The sequence below is a fragment of the Halalkalibacter oceani genome (genome assembly GCF_023715705.1).
GTDB classification, from domain to species: Bacteria; Bacillota; Bacilli; order Bacillales; family Bacillaceae_D; genus Halalkalibacter; species Halalkalibacter oceani_A.
Genome location: NZ_JAMBOS010000005.1, coordinates 103568 through 121018 on the forward strand (window position 1 = coordinate 103568; position 17451 = coordinate 121018).

Here is a 17451-nt window from a genome sequence, read left to right on the forward strand (position 1 = left end):
GATGAACGCTACGAAAGGAATGTGACACATTGCGCTTAGACTTTTCCCATAAAGATGAACATATCGATCAGCATATGATCAAGCTTGAAGTTAATCTTGATGATATGTCGCCCGAATGGCTTGGCCATTTACTTGATAAACTGCTCGAAAAAGGAGCGAACGATGTCTTTTACATCCCGATCTATATGAAAAAAAACCGGCCCGGTGTGATGCTGCAGCTTCTTTGTGCCGAGAATAAGCTGGACGAGCTAAAGACGCTTATTTTCGCCGAAACGACAACGCTCGGCGTCCGCTATTACCCGCTCCACGTTCACCGGCTTGAACGGCGCTTTCGTCAGATTGAGACTCCCTGGGGCGCTGTGACGATCAAGGAAGGCCTCCATAACGGTCAGGTCGTTCAGGCCGCGCCGGAGTATGACGATTGCAAGCGTCTGGCAGAAGAAGCGGCGATTCCACTCAAGCATGTCTTCCAGGCTGTTTGGAAGGAGTTACCCCGCTATCAGCGCGATTGACCTAACACGGCACGAAGGACATTAGGATGGTGCGGGAAATCCTTCTCACCCGCTCCATAGCCGATCTTTTCCACGGTCATGCTCGGCATCGGTCCAAATTCCGAGACAATCCCTTTTAGGATTCCCGCGCCTGTCGGTGTCGTCAGTTCACCGCGGATCGTCGTGCTTTCGACCGGGATCTCCGTCAGCATTTCCAATGTGGCCGGAGCTGGAATTGGATATACGCCATGATCAATATGGATCGTACCCGAGCCGACCACGACAGGAGCGGCGACAATTTTTTCAATCCCAAGCTGTTCCAGCGCGAGTGCCGTTCCGACAATATCAACAATGGAGTCAACGGCACCGACTTCATGAAAGTGAACCTTTTCTAAAGAAGAATGGTGAATCTTTGCTTCCGCCTCGGCAATTGGCTGAAAAATTTGCAGGCTCAGCTGCTTGACATTGTCAGAAAGCGCTTCACATTCTTCGATCATTTTTTTTATCGTCGAGAAGTGGCGATGATTTGTCGCGCGCTCGTCTTCCTTTTCCACTACTTTAAATTGCTGGGCGTAGATTCCTTTTTTGATGACGCCCTCAGCCTTTAACGTAAACGGCTCAATCGGCAGGCTCGACAGCTTTGCTTCAATCTCGGCCACATCGGCGCCAAGATCGATTAACGCTCCCATCGTCATATCCCCGCTTATGCCGGACAGGCTGCAATCAATGTATAACGTTTTCATCTGCTTAACCTCCTATTCTTTTGTTATTCTTGAAATGAGCGCTGCCTGATAAGCGGCACCAAATCCATTATCGATGTTCACAACTGAGACGCCTGACGCGCAGGAATTAAGCATTGTCAGAAGGGCGGCGACGCCATTAAAGCTCGCTCCGTAGCCTATGCTTGTCGGCACAGCCAAAATCGGCTGTTGGACAAGTCCGCCGACTACACTGACCAGCGCTCCTTCCATTCCGGCAACGACAATTAATACATCACAAGTACGAATTTGTTCAAGCTGATCAAACAGACGGTGAATGCCGGCTACCCCAATATCATAAAAGCGTTCGACTTCAAGCCCCATTGCCTGCGCCGTAATCGCCGCTTCCTCGGCGACAGGGAGGTCACTCGTCCCGGCGCACAGCACTCCGACTTTGCCATAGGCGTCAAAGCTTTTGCGCTCGTCATAGAGCAATGTCCGTGAACATTCATCATAGGTGACATATTGCAGCTGTGGCACTAGCTGCTCAGCCTTATCCTGTGAGATTCTCGTCGCTAAAACGGTTTCATGATGTGTCATTAAACGGGCGAAAATCGCCTGAATTTGCTCCGCTGTTTTTCCTTCCCCGTAAATCACCTCGGGAAAGCCTTTACGCTTTACACGTTGAACATCGATCTTGGCAAAGCCGTCAATATCCTCATAGCCTTTTATTTGTTCATAGGCCTCCTCTGCCCGAAGCTCTCCAGCCTCGACCTTTTTCAGCCATTCCTTGATTTCATTGCTCATGCATTCTGCTCCTTACTACCGGCTGCCAGTACTTCATTCATGCTTCCGGTACGATACCCTTGTAGGTCAAGCGTTACATATTGAAAGCCGATCTCTTTAAAACGCTTATGAATCGTTTCATGATAATCAATCACTTTTTGCAGCTCATTCGGCATTACTTCAATTCTCGCCAGCTTCTCATGATGACGGACGCGCACCTGGTAAAAACCAAGCTTTAATAAAAAGTCCTCCGCCAGATCAAGCTGATCAATCGCTTCCTGAGTAATTCGTTTGCCGTAAGGAATGCGCGAAGATAGGCAGGCGAATGATGGTTTATTCCATGTTCGCAGGTTCATTTCCTTGGAAAGATCTCTAATCTCCTGCTTTGTCAACCCGGCTTCAAGCAACGGGCTTCGAACACCCTGTGAGCGGGCCGCCTTCATCCCTGGACGATAGTCACCGACATCATCACGGTTTGCACCGTCGAGAATAAATGGATACCCTTCCCTTTGCGCCAGCTCATTTAAATGCTGATACAAGCCATCCTTGCAATGGAAGCAGCGATCCGGTTCATTTTTCACAAAGTTCTCGTTTGCCAGTTCACTTACCTGGGTTTCCATATATTTAACGCCCATCTCTTGCGCCAGGGCAATCGCTTCATTAAACTCACGTGTCGGGAACGTTTCTGAAGCCGCTGTAACAGCAATAACTTGATCCCCTAATACTTCCTTGGCCCGCGCCAGTAAAAACGTACTGTCAACGCCTCCGGAAAAGGCCACCAGCACGCGCTCCATGGAACGTAAAATATCATCGAGATGCGCAAGCTTTTCTGCTGTTGAATGGGTTTGTTCCATCTATCCTACACTCTCCTTTTTTGACTCTCTTATGTTTGTATAGGCAAGAGCCTCTTTATGTCAAAGAGGCTCCTATCATACGTTATTTTTATTTTAACATAAGTACGGGATAGAACGGGAATTGAAAGATTGCTTATTTACCTTTTCCATAGATCTCAGCATTAACAATATGAGTCAGCCGCTCCCCAGCTAAGCCTTTTTCAATATTTTCAATCGCCAAGGTGGCCATTTTCATTCTTGTTTCGACATTGGCGCTTCCAATATGAGGAAGGGCAATCACATTGTTAAGGGTCAGCAAAGGATGATCGTTTGAAATCGGTTCAGTTTCAAAAACATCAAGGCCGGCGGCAAAGATTTTTTCTTCTTTTAACGCCTGATACAATGCTTCTTCATCAACATTCGTCCCGCGTGACGTATTAATAAAAACAGCCGTCTCCTTCATCATCTCAAATTGCTCATGTGAAATCATGTTTTTCGTTTCCGGAGTCGACGGAGCCAGCAATACGACATAATCGGCCTGCTGCAACAGCTCCTCAAGTGAGCAATACACAGCGCCCAGCTCTGCTTCGGCCTCCGGCTTGCGCGAGCGGTTATGGTAAAGAATATTCATCTCGAACCCTTTGGCGCGCCTTGCCACACCTTGTCCGATTCTCCCCATGCCAATGATTCCGATTGTCGCTTTGTAAAGGCTTTGGCCCGTTAACAAAAACGGTCCCCAGCTCTGCCATTCATTGCGCCGGATCAAATCCATGCCTTCCACAACACGACGGCTCGTCGCAACCAGCAGGGTAAAGGTTAAATCCGCCGTCGCTTCCGTCAACACACCGGGAGTGTGCCCGACCGCGATGCCACGCGCCGTCGCTGCTTCCACATCAATATTGTCATACCCGACCGCCATTGTGCTAATTACTTTAAGCGAAGATGACTGCTCAATAAGCTGTTTATCGATACGATCGGCAACGTTTGTAAACACCGCATCAGCATCCTTCATCTCCTGCAGCAAGCGCTCGTGAGGCATCGGTTCATTTTCCCGATCCCACATAAAAATATCGTATTTTTCTTTTAAAGGCTCTACTAATTCAGTCGGAATCTTTCTCGTAAATACAATCTTCACAGCTCCAGTTCCTCCTTCGTCCCTTACCCGCGTTTCGGTGCTAAATCAATCGCTTGACGCATTGCTTCAATCAAGCTTTGTTCGCTCGCAATTCCTTTTCCGGCAATATCAAAGGCAGTTCCGTGATCGACACTCGTCCGAATGATCGGCAGACCGACTGTAATGTTGACGCCAGCTTCTAAGCCAAGCACTTTGATCGGACCGTGACCTTGATCATGATACATCGCCACAACAATATCAAAGTCGCCGCGGTTCGCGCGGAAGAACAAAGTATCAGCCGGAAGTGGACCGACAACGTCGATTCCTTCCTCCTGCGCTTTTGTCACTGCCGGAACAATCTTTTCTTCCTCTTCTCCGTAGCCGAAAAGTCCGTTTTCACCGGCGTGAGGGTTAATTCCGCAGACCGCGATCTTCGGTGCTTTAATTCCGGCACGCTTCAATGTTTCATCAGCAAGCTTAATCACTTTATATGTCCGTTCTGGATTGATCAGCTTCACTGCATCGAGCAGCCCGACATGTGTCGTGACATGAATCACTCGCAACGTTGGCGAGGAAAGCATCATCGCAAAGTCCTTCGTTCCGGTGAGCTCCGCCAAAATCTCCGTATGGCCCGGGAAAATATGCCCCCCTTTATGAAGAGCCTCCTTATTTAAAGGAGCGGTACAAATTCCTTCAATCTCTCCATTGTTAGCGAGCGCAATCGCCTTTTCCAGGAAACGGAAAGAACCGTCGCCGGCAACGGCAGAAATTTCACCAAATGGCAGATCGGCAGGGAGCAAATCTAAATCGATGCAATCCACCGTTCCATATTCAAATGCTGCCTCTTCGACTGATTGAATCGAACGCACAGTCAGGTTCGTATTGACGATCTCATTCGCCCGTTTGAGAATCTTCGCATCTCCTACGACGAATGGAGCGCAGCTCTCATAGATCGATTGATCGGCTAAAGATCGCATGATGATTTCAGGGCCGACACCCGCTCCATCCCCCATCGTAATGGCAATTCTTGGTTTTTCACTCATGTCCATTCCACCTTCATCTCTATTAATAAGCTTGCTTTAACAATTCAACCAGGCTTGCTTGATTCGGAACACGCGGGTTGTTACGAACTAAACGCTCGATTGGCAATGCTTTTTCAGCAATGCTTTCAAGATCTTCTTCTTTTACGCCGATCTCGGACAGCTTCGTCGGAAGGTTAATATCTTTCAGAAGCTGAAGAACCGCTTCTGAGGCAGCTTCTGCATATTCCCTTGTTGTTTTTGAGCCTTGTTCGATACCGAACGCCTGCGCAATTTTGACCATTTTATCTTGCTCTGTAGCTGTATTATACTTCATTACATATGGCAGAAGCAGGCCTGTCAGTTCACCATGTGGCGATTTCGCCTTACCGCCGATCGGGTACGCAAGCGCGTGCGCCAAAGCTGTTCCGGCGTTTGAGAATGCTAAACCGGCGAGCAGGCTTCCAAGCAGCATATTACCGCGCGCTTCCAAATTACTTCCCTGTTGCACCGCAACTGCCAGGTTACCGGCAATAAGCTCGATCGCATGCAGTGCAAGCGCGTCTGTAATTGGTAGAGCACCCTGGAACAGAAGCTTTTCTTTTGATTGAATATAACGGAAATCTTTCGCTGTATACGCTTCGACAGCGTGAGAAAGCGCGTCAATTCCTGAACATGCCGTTACATAAGGAGGCAATCCGACCGTTAATTCCGGATCAAGCAATGCGACTGCCGGACGAAGGAAGTTATCGGAAATCCCTACTTTAATGTCGTTCTCTGTATCGGTAACAACCGCTACAGATGTTACTTCTGAACCGGTACCGGCTGTTGTCGGGATGGCGATTAACGGGGCAATCGGTCCAGGGACGAGGTTTTCACCACCGAAATAATCCGTTGGGTGGCCGCCGTATTCCATTAACAGGGCAACTACCTTCGCTAGGTCGATACTGCTTCCTCCGCCAAGTCCAATGATGACATCTGTCTTCATTTGCGACTTCGCAAACTCATAAGCTTCGACAACACTGTCAATCGGTGGCTCTGGAATTGCTTTATCATAAACGACCGTCTGGTAGCCATGCAAATCCAACTGCTCAGTTACTTTAGCCAAAATGCCGGCCTGGGCAACTCCTCTGTCAGTGATAACAAAAACATTTTTGGCCTTTAATCGCTTTAATGCGCCATCAAGTCGCGTAATGGCCCCATTTCCAAAAATAATATTTTCAGTTGAAAAATACTCCCACGTGTTTCTCATTCTCGCTCATCCCTTCAAGTTTGTTTGTATATCCATGCCAAGAAGCTGTTATGTAATCCTGCTCCGAAGGGTATCTTCCCTCCTTCGGAACAGGAAGGAAACGACAGCTCCAATCTATCTTGTTTTAAAGCTGGATGGTGATTAACTTCTCATCGGTCATTTCTTCCACTGCGCTGCGTGGACCCTCTTTGCCGACACCGCTGTCCTTCACACCGCCATACGGCAGGATATCAACGCGGAAAGTCGAAACATCATTGATGTTGACACCGCCGAATTCAAGCTCTTGAGCAGCCTTCATTGCCAGCTCCAGATTTGAAGTAAAGAAACCGGCTTGCAAACCGAATTTTGAGTCGTTCGCCGCCGCGAATGTTTTATAAATGTCATCATAAGGAATGATACTTACAATCGGAGCAAACACTTCTTCACACATGACCTTCATTTCTTCTTTTACGTCGGTCAATACAGTTGGCTGGAATAATGCTCCGTCGCGCTTACCGCCCGTGATGATGCGCGCTCCGTGCTCAGCTGCTTCCTGCACCCATTTCTCAGCACGCTCCGCTTCATTGATGCTGATCATCGGTCCAATGTTCGTTGCTTCATCCTCTGGATTACCAACGACAAATGCTTCTGCGACTTTTTTCGCTTTTTCCAGCACTTCTTCGTAAATATCCCGGTGAACATACACACGCTGAACGGAAATACAAGCTTGCCCGGAGTTTACATATCCTCGTGATACACAAAGCTCGACAGCCCGGTCAAGATCAGCAACATCATGATGAATAATATTCGGGGAGTTATTTCCTAATTCAAGAGTCACCTTACGAATCCCTGTCTGACTCTTAATCATTTTTCCGACAGTCGGACTGCCTGTGAACGTGTACATCGCGATGCGCTCGTCTTCCAGTAAAAGTGGACCTACCTCGTGACCGAAGCCATTCACGACATTTAAGAAGCCTTTTGGCAAACCGGCTTCCAGGAGGATTTCTGCCATCTTGATTGCGGAGACCGGCGTTTTTTCAGCAGGCTTCAACACAACCGTATTTCCGGCCGCAATCGCCGGAGCAACTTTGTGGGCAGTTAAATTAAAAGGGAAATTAAATGGGGTGATTGCACATACAACGCCAACAGGAACACGGATAGAAAACGCCATTTTCTCTTCGTTTCCAGGCTGTCCGTGAATTGGCATACCTTGGCCGGTGATACGCTTTGCTTCCTCAGCAGATGCGATAAATGTCGCGATTCCGCGCTCCACTTCACCGCGTGCATCCTTAATCGTCTTTCCGACTTCTCTCGTAATCGCAAGCGCGATCTCCTCTTTACGCTCACCGAAAAGCTGTGCCGCTTTCATCAGAATTTCATAGCGCTTTGTGGCAGGAAGTTTAACTGATTTAAAAGTTTCTTTCGCGTTCGCGACAGCTTTTTCGACTAGCTCTTTATCAGCCTTCGCAATTTCTGCATAAGGCTCATGAGTGTATTTGTTTTCGACCGTAAATGTCTCAGTTCCTTCGATCCATTGACCATCTACCAGGTTCCCGTACGTAACCACCTTGTCTGTTTGTGTATTCATTTGTTCGTCCTCCTCATGATTTGGTTTAAGAAAACCGCGTAGCGGCTTTTCTTAGAAGCGGCGTGCGAAGCCGTTACATCTTTTAAGGATGGCTAAAAACGAGCTTTTTTTCAGCCATCCGCGTAACGCGCGAAGCTGACGCCCTTCCTCGAATCTACCCGAAAGGTAGACTTTCTTATGAACTCTCCTGCCGGTCGACATGGTAAGCCCGAAATCACTCAATTAAAATCCGTTAAAATACCCTTCTCCATCGAATTCCATCTCCGTCAATTGCCCGATTACTTCTACATTATCAAGCTTCTCGATTTCAGGCAATAATGATTCTGAAACATACAGCTCTTCAAGATGGAGGGTGTTCGGAATTCTCATAAAACGGATTTCTTCCGCTTTTTTGCCCCAGCTTCCGCGCAGGGCCGTTTCAATTGCCGCGCGATCGCTTCCGAGGACAATCGGCACGCTCGCCCGCTTCAAAAACGTACTCGTAATAACATTCTCATTCATCTTCTGGTAATCAATCTTGTCGAAGAAACGCTTTGTCGTCAGGTCAGCGAGACCGATTCCGAGCGCGTTCCCATGAGAAGCCTCGCTTAAATCGGACACGATAATATAATCAATCTGCGGCGTTTCCGGTTCCTTCGTATGTAAAATGCGAAGGCGACCGATCACATTTGTATCCATTCCGGTTCCACTATAGTTTTTACCGATTTCATCAACAAAAAGAATATCAATGTTATCAACCGGAAGCTTCGGCATCAGCGATTTCGAAAATTCCAACAGCGCTTGTTCACGCTCCTTGATCTTCTCCACCGGAATCACTTCAATTTCAGCCGTATCCTCAAAAGCATTTTCAACGATGCCGATCCCCATCAGGATCTTGCCACTTTTGAAAATCTCTTCGGCGACGAGCGGCATATGATCACGGATCCCGGCAACACCAAGCGTGTGGATCGCTTGAGCCTGCTTATGATTACCAAGCCCAATTGAAGCGACCTTCATCAAACCACTTTCAATGTTTGCCGAGAAATCAGTGTGCGCCTTAATCCGGTTAACGAGGATCACCCCGTCAGACTCATAGGCAATTTTGTCCATGTACACTTTAATGCCGGCTTCTGTCTCGCCAATTTCCTCTACTTCCATTGAAGAGCGGATTTCAGCACCACAATATTCTTCCGTTACACCAAGGCTTTCCAGCACTTCAATTTGTCCTTCAGCCGTCGCTCCACCGTGACTACCCATTGACGGCACGATAAAGGGATGACCGCCAAGCTTTTTCACTTCATTGGCAGCAGCGCGGATAATCTTCGCGATATTGGCGATCCCCCGGCTTCCAGCGGTAATGGCAATGCTCATACCCGGCTTTACACGTTCAGCAATTTCCGACTTCTCAAACTCCTCCGCCACTTTATCATCAATGTTGGCAACGGCAGGTCCGGTAAAATGCTGTTTAATCTTGACGATTTTAGGTAAACTCATTCGCTTTCACTCCATTCTTTTCTTTCATCTTGAACTATTTAAAGATATCAAGCAAGACTGTAGAAATTTTCGGAATAAAGCTGATCATCAACACGTTAATAATCAACAGCGCAATAAATGGCAGCACCGCCCGTGATATCTTTTCCAACGAGGTGCCGGCTATCGGCGCAGCAACGAACAAGTTGACCCCAACCGGTGGAGTTACCATCCCAATCGCCAGGTTCACGACCATAATAATTCCGAAATGCACTGGATCAATTCCAACCATAACGGCAATCGGCGCTAAAATTGGCGCAAGAATAATAATCGCCGCTGATGTTTCGAAAATCATTCCGACAAATAAAAGCAACAGGTTAATTAGCAGTAAGAAAATAATCGGGCTTTCTGTGTAATTCAAGAATGATTCTGCGACCATTTGCGGCACCCGTTCGCGGGTGAGCAACCAGCCGAATACCCCGGCATTGGCGATAATAATCATGATAATCGAGGTTGTAACCGCAGAACGCGAAAAGATTCCCATCACGCTCTTCCACGTAATTTCACGGTAAACGAATTTTCCGACGATAAAGGCATAGACGACAGCAACAACCGCGGCTTCGGTCGGTGTAAAGATCCCGCCGTAAATACCGCCCAGAATAATGACCGGCATTAACAAGGCAAGTGCGGCTTCCTTAAAAGCTACCAGCTTTTGCTTCGGCGTGCTTGATTCCGTGCCTTTGTAGCCTTTTATACGAGAAATAAAATAAACCAGCAATAATAATGAAAAGGACACGAGAAGTCCAGGTAAGATTCCGGCAATGAAAAGGTCACCGACAGAAACCTCGGCTGTTACACCGTAAAGAATAATCGGGATACTTGGCGGAATAATGACCCCCAGTCCACCTGATGTCGCTTGAACGGCGGCCGCAAAATCACGGTGATAGCCACGCGCCACCATTGCCGGGATCAAAATTGAACCAATCGCAGCAACTGTCGCCGGGCTGGAACCGGAAATAGCGGCGAAGAACATCGAAGTCACAACCGCCACAGCGGCAAGACCGCCTTTCATTTCTCCGACGAGTGCACTGGCAAAATTAATGAGACGTCTGGAAATCCCTCCTGTTTCCATGAGGCTTCCCGCTAAAATAAAGAATGGAATCGCCATGAGCGGAAACATATCAACCGAGTTGAACATCCGCTGGACGATGGCCAAGACAGGCATTTCACCCGTCCAGATAACAGCAAGCGCCGTCGCTGAACCGAGCGCAATCGCGATCGGGGTACTGATTAGAAAAAGGATAACAAGCGTAACAAGTAAAATCCAAATCATTTTTCTCCATCCTTTCTAAATAACTCGATAGCTACTACGATGGAGTTTAGCGCCATTAGAACCCCACTTACCGGTATGGAAGCATAGACATATGTCATCGGAATGCGCATAGCGGGAGAACGTTGATTTTCTACCACTTGAACCATTTCAATTCCTTTAACAATTAAAAAAATGCTGAACGCGACACAAACGATGCATACGAGCAATTTCAACACTTTTTTAATGCTGTCAGATGAAAGATCGACAATTGCCTCTACTCCGATTAATTCACCTTTTCGGATTGCGAGGGCAGCACCCATAAAGACAACCCAAGCCATTAAATACCGGGCGAGTTCCTCTGACCATGACAACGATGCACCAAGAGCAAAGCGTGAGAATACCTGATAAGCAATCGTAGCTGACATCACAATCAACATGATTCCAATGAGATAAAAGATAACTTTGTTTAGACGGTCGATGTTTTTGATTAACGTGAGCATTTTTGTTCTCCCTTCCTATGAGGAGGAGGGTGACTCTTAAAAGCCGGTCCGATCATGGCATATTCCGAGCGGAAGCACCAAATTCAGAAGCCTTCTTTCATGAGCCACCCTCAACATTGTTACAAATTACTGATTTCTGATTGAATCAATTAACTCTTGACCAAACACTTCACTGTATTGGTCATAAACTGGTTGAACTGCTTCGATAAATGGTTCCATATCAATCTCACGGATGACTTCCATACCTTGTTCTTCTAGCTCATTAAGGTATTCTTCATCCATACGTTGAACGACTTCACGCTCGAAGATTCCAGCTTCTACCGCTGCTTCTTCTAAAGCTGTTTGAAGTTCAGGCTCAAGATTGTTAAAGAAGCTATTCGACGTAAGTAAGATCGACGGGTTGTAGAAATGACGAGTCATCGTTAAATAATTTTGTACTTCGTAGAAACGAGAGCTGTAAATAACCGGGATCGGATTTTCGTTCCCATCTACCACACCTTGCTGCATCGCTGTGAAAAGCTCAGTGAAGGCCATTGGTGTCGGATCTGCTCCAAGCTCACGGAAAGCAGCCATGTGAATGTCATTTTCCATTGTACGAAGCTTTAATCCTTGTAAATCTTCCGGCTTTTCAACAGGACGAGTGTTATTCGTTACGTTACGGAAGCCGTTTTCCCACCAAGCCAGACCTTTAAGATCGATACCTTCTAATTGAGCAAGAAGATCTTGTCCAACCTCACCATCAAGAACGGCGTGAGCATGATCAGCATCACGGAATAAGAACGGTAAATCAACAATTGTAATTTCTTCAACAAATCCACTCATTGGTCCAGTTGACGTTAGAACTAAGTCAACACTTCCGATTTGCAGACCTTCCACCATATCACGTTCTCCACCAAGAGATCCGTTCGGGAAGATTTCTACATCCATACGGCCATCTGTTTTCTCAGCAAGAATTTCCTTGAAATATTCAAGTCCTTCCTGATAATGAGAAGTGTCAGACAATGTGTGACCAACTTTTAGCGTGATTGTTTCTCCGCTGCTTTCTTCACCTGATCCGTCTGTACCTTCTGATTCTGAGCCGCCACCGCATGCTGCAACGATGGCAACCATCATTGCCAGCATCGCCAGCATAAGTAATTTTTTCATGATAGTTCCCCCTACCTATATGTGTTTTTTATAATATCCATCGCATGATGCAATGAAGATTCCTGACCAAATGCGCCTGCCTTTGTGACAATTGCCGTGTCAGCATAAGGACCTCCGACGACTTTAGAAAGTGGAATACCTTCTTCAATTTCTTTCATGACCTCCAGAGCATGGATGTCAAGTTGGAGACAGGTTTGATAGGCAATATCTCCACCAGTGAGGATCAGTCCACTTACTTTCACTTCTTTAATCAGCTTGCTTGCAAATGTCCCAAGCGTTGAGGCGATCTGATTTCCAAGCTCAAGCTTATCAATACCAACTTCAGCGATATACGCCTCCAGTTCAACCGCAACCTCCGGCGTGAAAACAGTTGTGATCACAAGATCCTCGTTGTTTCCAATGACTAGCTTTGCTTCTTCAAACCATTTGCTCAATACTTCCTGATCATCTTTCAGCAAATGAAGCGGGTGAATCGCCTGAACGAAAGCACCTTTTTCCTTCTGAAATGCAATCTGCTTTCTTGTGACAGTGCTTACACTTCCGGCAACAGTTAACGTCGGCGGTGTATTTTCAGCTTGCTCGACAGTAGTGGAAGCTTGCTTCTGCGCTTGTTCATTTGTAAATGCTTGTGCCAATCCGGCAGACCCGACCCACAATACCTTTTCTTGGGTTTTCAGGAAATCAGTAACCGTTTTCAAATCGGCATCAATAGCGCTGTCAAAAACAATTACCTCAATTCCACGAGCGAGAAGCGCGTTTACTTCTTCTGCCAGCTTGCCCCTACGCAATGTTTTCACACCGATAAATCCTACGCTGCGCTTAGTCTGCCCAGCTAACAAATTAGGTATGAAAGATTCCGTCATCGGGAACTTTACATCGTTTGCAAGTTCACTATCTTCAAGCAATGTGCCGTGAACTACATGATAGCCGCCAATCGTCTGCCTTCCATTTTGCGGATATGCGGGTACGACCGCGCAAAATGAAAACGACAATTCATCCATCAGGCCATCAATTTCTTGACCGATATTTCCTCTTAAAGTGGAATCAACCTTTTTATAAATAAAAGGTTGTTGATCACCTTTCATCTTCCTCGCAAGCTCTCGGTTGCGTTTATATGCTTCATCTGGAGACAAGGAACGGGAATCGGTGTTGATAACGTTTACTTTCTCAGTCTGAGTAAGTGATTCAATGAAAGAAGTCAAATGAACAATTGTCGGTTTCCCTTGTTTGACAAACTGAACACCTGTATCATTAGCTCCCGTTAAATCATCTGCGATGACTATCATTTTTATTCACCTCAAGCCTAATTGATAATTGTGATCATTTTTCAACATTTCCTACTTGATTATAGACCATAGCTGTTTCAAATTACAATACAATAAAAAACAGAAAATGTCGCAATTTGCAACGTTTTCTGTTTTTACTCCGAAATATGTTTAATTTTCCGCCATAATGTCGAACGGTTTATTCCAAGTCTTCTAGCCGCCTTCGATTGATTGTATTCCTCCTGCTTCAAAACGGCTAAAATGACTTCCTGCTCGATTTCGTGCAACGTTTTATTGGCCAGTTGAAGTCCTGGTGTTTCCCGGACCTTCTCGGTTTCTTGTTCCCTCAGCTTATGCAAAAGCGCTTGAACCTCTTTTTTCTCGATAAAAGGACCGTCACTCATCAAACACATTTGCTCAATGACATGTTTCAGCTGCCGGATGTTTCCAGGCCATTGAAATGTTTTCAACTCATTTAATACGGTTTCTCGTAATCCGGAGATTTGTTTCCCCATCGACGTGTTGCAGGAAGCAATGAAGATTCTGATCAAATCATCAAGATCGTCCATCCGCTCCCGTAATGGCGGCACCTTCAACGTAAATCCGTTTAAAGCGTGGTAAAAATCATCACGGAATCGGCCGTCACGCAAATACGCTTCCAGTGGCTGGCGATGAGCCGCGATAAAGCGGATATCGACCGGGAACGATTCGGTTTCCTGAAACCGGTTCATCCGTCCTGAGATTAAAACGAGCAGCAGCTTGCTTTGAATGCTCGGCGGCATCGAGCCAATCGCATCAATAAAGATCGTTCCTTTATGCGCCGTTTCAAGCGCTCCTTTATGTCCATTTACTCCCGGGATGCCAAAGAGTTCCCGTTCCAGCTGCCCTTCTGAATAGGCCTCACAATTAATGAAGACATACGGCCCCTGAGCCCGCTCACTATTATTATGAATCGCCTGGGCGAGACTATCCTTTCCGACTCCCGGTTCCCCGTAAATAATGACCGGTAAATCGGAGCGGCTGATTTTCTTTGCCACTGTAATAAGCTGATGCATGCTTTCCGAACGCGCAACGAGAGAGCTGAAATGAAAGTAGGCCGAATGCTCCTGTGTTTGTTCCGTCAACTTTCGCTTTTCCTCCTTCATGATCAAAGCGAACCCCTCAGAAGATCCATCATCAGACAGCTCGACTTTTCTCCATCTGATGCAGCTGCTATCGAACTCTTCATATACTTCCTTAGCAGCTTCATCTTCTGTCTCAATTAGATCGTTCAACCTAGGCACAAGCTCGCTCAGCTTGCCGACATTCAACTGACCGGCTTCCTCAACAAGGCGAAAGCGCTTTCTAGCCGTTTCATTCGAAAAAATGCATTGCCCTTCTTCATCAAATACAAGAACGCCATCATCGATATAATGAAAAACCTGCTCGATCTTCTTCAAGTTTTCCTTTTCTTTTTGCATATAGTAGACCGTTTGCTCGGCATTCATAATCGTTTCAACGACCGCTTCTTTCCCCGAGGAGATCAAGATGCCCTGTATACCGAACTTTGCAGCAGTCGTTGTCGAAATCACATCGCCAATAATAACCTGAACCCCTTCGTTGGAAGCCCTTTCAATTTCACCTTCAATTTCTCCTTCTTCCAGGATTGGATAAAAGGTTAAATCCATATTAAGCAATTTTCCGATCATATTCGCGCCCGGGATTTTGTTCAAATAGGTCATCATCCCGATTTTACCACTATAGCCGTTCAGCAATGTCAACGTTCGTAAAATATCATAACCCGTCATCTGCACTTCCAAGACAGGTATCGAAAAATGCTTGCGCAAAAGCTTGGCCGTCGCCCCGCGGCTAATAATCGCATCATACTGGCGGTGTTCAACCGAACGGGCAATCGCCAGGCCGTCATATAAATTCCCGACGAAAATGTCTAAATCTTTTTTTAACTCCTTGTTCACTTCAAGAAAGAGATCCTTCAACCCGACATAAGGTGAGATCACTAAGATTTTACACAATCTAACTCCCCCAATTCTTGTTGCAATATTAATCAGATTGTATAGAATAATTTCATTTATTGCAACACTATCTGGCAAAATTCTCTCAAGGAAGCGTCGGAAGAAGAAAAGGGACACGGGCAAATGGTTGTCTAACCCCGTTTGCCCGGCCCCTATGTATTCTCACATTCTTCTGGTGCTGCAACTTGAAATGAACATACCACGTTCATCACTGGACCTTTTTTTCTATCGGCCTTCCCAATTCCAAAAAGCGACTTCATCAACTTCTAACTCTGAGACCCATGCTTCATCCCGCAGCTGTAATAGTTCCTTTGTCGGGCCCGTGATAACCGCTCCATAGTGCTGAAATCCATTTTCATCGAGGTACTCAATCCGTTCAGCCAGTCGAAGCCTGTCAAACACTAAATTGTTAGCTTTACGCTCATACTGCTCCAGAAAAGCTAATGTCTTCATAAATTGCTGCTGCAATACGCTTTGATCACCACCCTCATATCCTGGTGAAGATGCGCTTTCTGTTACGATGCTTCCTCCGAACCATCCACTCGCTTCTTCCTTTCTCTCTGTGACAATAAAATCATCATCATGCCAGATCGGGAAGCTCGGAAAACCAATCGGTTCAAAAATGATTCCTTCAGTACGTTCATTTAATTCAATTCCAGTATCAACAGCGAGCCATAGTAGATCCATGTTTTTCCCTTCAAATGCATCCAGCACTTCATTTGTTTCCAGTAGCTCAGAAAAAGAGACATAAGCAGAAATGACTGTTCCTTCTGGCAGCTCCTCCAGCTGCGCCCAATCGGCCATTCCTCTTGGACCTGCTCCTGGATAAGTAAATGCCGGCCAATCCTGTGATACTCTCCCGTACTTCTGCTCCTCCGGTACAGCCATTAACGAAAAAAGGAAATTCACTTTCATTTCTCCGACAATTATTTGATCATGACCTACCATTTTATTTAGATTTCTTGTCGCCTCTAATCCAAAGTAAGCCTTTGTGCTCGTACTTGTTCTTCCGAGATAGCCATATGGATTTGTAACCGTAAGCGTGTGGTCAATAATATTACGATACAGATCAACTCGGTCAGGTTTTCCCCACGAGTAATAAAACGCCGTAAAAATCCCGGACAAGATGGTGAACACGATAAACAATGAGAGCGCCACTAACGCTGTTTGAATTCTCGCTTTCCATTTTCCACGTCTTAAAATTTTCTTCTGCCTCTTATCATGAGCGGCATCGGTTTTTGTGCCCCTTTGCTCGTCAGCCTCATGCAAAAATTCCTGGTATGTTTCCAATTTATCCAACTCTTTTTCAAATTCGTCCAATTCCGCTTCAGCTAATTCTCCCTTTTCATATGCTTCAAGCTTTCGTTTAAATTCATCGCTCATGATCTCCCGCCTTTCTGCGCCTGATCGCCTGTCTTCCTCTGAACAGCAATACTTTGAAATGACTTTTTTGAATATGCATAATCTCTGCCGCCTCAGCTTGTGATAACCCGTGGAAATCGTGGAGGAGCACCGCCGTTTTATGCTTCTCCGGTAAGCTGTCCAGCAGCGTAATGATCTCCTTGATTTCCTCCTTCGTAATAAGCGACTCCAATAGGGCTCTTTTTTGGTCGAAGACCGTTGAGAAATAACCTTGCTCCTTGATCACCACTCGTTTCTGTTTTCGGTAATAGTCGATATAGGCTCGATATGCAACAGAAAACAACCAGGATTTAATCGCTTCCCCATCATAATGCTCAAGATGAAGATAGGCCCGAAAAAAAGTTTCCTGCACCAAATCTTCTGCTGTGTAATGATCATGACTAAGGGAGAACAGAAATCGGTAAATTTCTTGAAAATAATGTTGATAAAGACGATCAATAGATTCTTTCATTGTCTCCCCCTTCATCATTAAAACGAATAAAAGACCAAACGGTAACAGGAAATATAAAATCTCATTATAACTGATCACATCCCTTTAACATTTCTGTCATGATGTATTTTGCAAAAAAAGAAGCCGACCGCCAA

Annotated in this window: 16 protein-coding genes; 1 reads left to right on the forward strand and 15 read right to left on the reverse strand. The window is 46.0% G+C overall.

From position 1 onward, the window contains the following. Positions 1 to 29: 29 nt before the first annotated feature. Complete coding sequence (gene larC, locus M3212_RS06945; protein ID WP_285874125.1) at positions 30 to 512, forward strand: nickel insertion protein; 483 nt, start codon at positions 30 to 32, stop codon at positions 510 to 512. On the opposite strand, the gene M3212_RS06950 is transcribed toward larC, so the two are convergent. The 15 genes from M3212_RS06950 to M3212_RS07020 all read right to left on the reverse strand — a co-directional run bounded on the left by M3212_RS06950 (position 500) and on the right by M3212_RS07020 (position 17317). Beyond that, entirely contained in the window at positions 500 to 1234 is a 735-nt protein-coding gene (locus M3212_RS06950; RefSeq protein ID WP_251193234.1) for a LarC family nickel insertion protein, read from the reverse strand. The two genes, larC and M3212_RS06950, sit on opposite strands and share 13 nt — an antisense overlap. A 12-nt stretch (positions 1235 to 1246) precedes the next feature. After that, entirely contained in the window at positions 1247 to 1996 is a 750-nt protein-coding gene (larB, locus tag M3212_RS06955; RefSeq protein ID WP_251193235.1) for a nickel pincer cofactor biosynthesis protein LarB, read from the reverse strand. Beyond that, entirely contained in the window at positions 1993 to 2829 is an 837-nt protein-coding gene (gene larE, locus M3212_RS06960; RefSeq protein ID WP_251193236.1) for an ATP-dependent sacrificial sulfur transferase LarE, read from the reverse strand. The genes larB and larE overlap by 4 nt, the downstream gene beginning before the upstream one ends. A 133-nt stretch (positions 2830 to 2962) precedes the next feature. Further along, positions 2963 to 3943, reverse strand: a complete 981-nt coding sequence (locus M3212_RS06965) for a 2-hydroxyacid dehydrogenase (RefSeq protein WP_251193237.1) — start codon at positions 3941 to 3943, stop codon at positions 2963 to 2965. 23 nt (positions 3944 to 3966) lie between these two features. After that, positions 3967 to 4965: a 4-hydroxythreonine-4-phosphate dehydrogenase PdxA gene (gene pdxA, locus M3212_RS06970; protein WP_251193238.1), complete on the reverse strand. Its 999-nt coding sequence runs from the start codon at positions 4963 to 4965 to the stop codon at positions 3967 to 3969. Between the two features lie 22 nt (positions 4966 to 4987). Then, positions 4988 to 6193 carry a hydroxyacid-oxoacid transhydrogenase gene (locus M3212_RS06975; RefSeq protein WP_251193239.1) on the reverse strand — a complete coding sequence of 402 codons (1206 nt, stop codon included), beginning with the start codon at positions 6191 to 6193 and terminating at the stop codon, positions 4988 to 4990. A gap of 124 nt (positions 6194 to 6317) precedes the next feature. Then, on the reverse strand, positions 6318 to 7760 hold the full coding sequence (locus M3212_RS06980; protein WP_251193240.1) for an aldehyde dehydrogenase family protein: 1443 nt from the start codon (positions 7758 to 7760) through the stop codon (positions 6318 to 6320). Positions 7761 to 7982: 222 nt separating this feature from the next. Further along, positions 7983 to 9233, reverse strand: a complete 1251-nt coding sequence (locus M3212_RS06985) for a lactate racemase domain-containing protein (RefSeq protein WP_251193241.1) — start codon at positions 9231 to 9233, stop codon at positions 7983 to 7985. Positions 9234 to 9267: 34 nt separating this feature from the next. After that, positions 9268 to 10542: a TRAP transporter large permease gene (locus tag M3212_RS06990; protein ID WP_251193242.1), complete on the reverse strand. Its 1275-nt coding sequence runs from the start codon at positions 10540 to 10542 to the stop codon at positions 9268 to 9270. Continuing rightward, positions 10539 to 11021 carry a TRAP transporter small permease gene (locus M3212_RS06995; protein WP_251193243.1) on the reverse strand — a complete coding sequence of 161 codons (483 nt, stop codon included), beginning with the start codon at positions 11019 to 11021 and terminating at the stop codon, positions 10539 to 10541. The genes M3212_RS06990 and M3212_RS06995 overlap by 4 nt, the downstream gene beginning before the upstream one ends. A gap of 126 nt (positions 11022 to 11147) precedes the next feature. Continuing rightward, positions 11148 to 12167, reverse strand: a complete 1020-nt coding sequence (locus M3212_RS07000) for a TRAP transporter substrate-binding protein (protein WP_251193244.1) — start codon at positions 12165 to 12167, stop codon at positions 11148 to 11150. 11 nt (positions 12168 to 12178) lie between these two features. Next, complete coding sequence (locus M3212_RS07005; protein WP_251193245.1) at positions 12179 to 13453, reverse strand: four-carbon acid sugar kinase family protein; 1275 nt, start codon at positions 13451 to 13453, stop codon at positions 12179 to 12181. Between the two features lie 134 nt (positions 13454 to 13587). Then, on the reverse strand, positions 13588 to 15444 hold the full coding sequence (locus M3212_RS07010) for a sigma-54-dependent Fis family transcriptional regulator (RefSeq protein WP_251193246.1): 1857 nt from the start codon (positions 15442 to 15444) through the stop codon (positions 13588 to 13590). Between the two features lie 225 nt (positions 15445 to 15669). Next, a complete protein-coding gene (locus tag M3212_RS07015; protein ID WP_251193247.1) occupies positions 15670 to 16827 on the reverse strand; it encodes an anti-sigma factor in 1158 nt (385 codons plus the stop codon). Next, positions 16817 to 17317 (reverse strand): RNA polymerase sigma factor, encoded by a 501-nt coding sequence (locus M3212_RS07020; protein WP_251193248.1) that lies wholly within the window; start codon positions 17315 to 17317, stop codon positions 16817 to 16819. The genes M3212_RS07015 and M3212_RS07020 overlap by 11 nt, the downstream gene beginning before the upstream one ends. Positions 17318 to 17451: the final 134 nt, after the last annotated feature.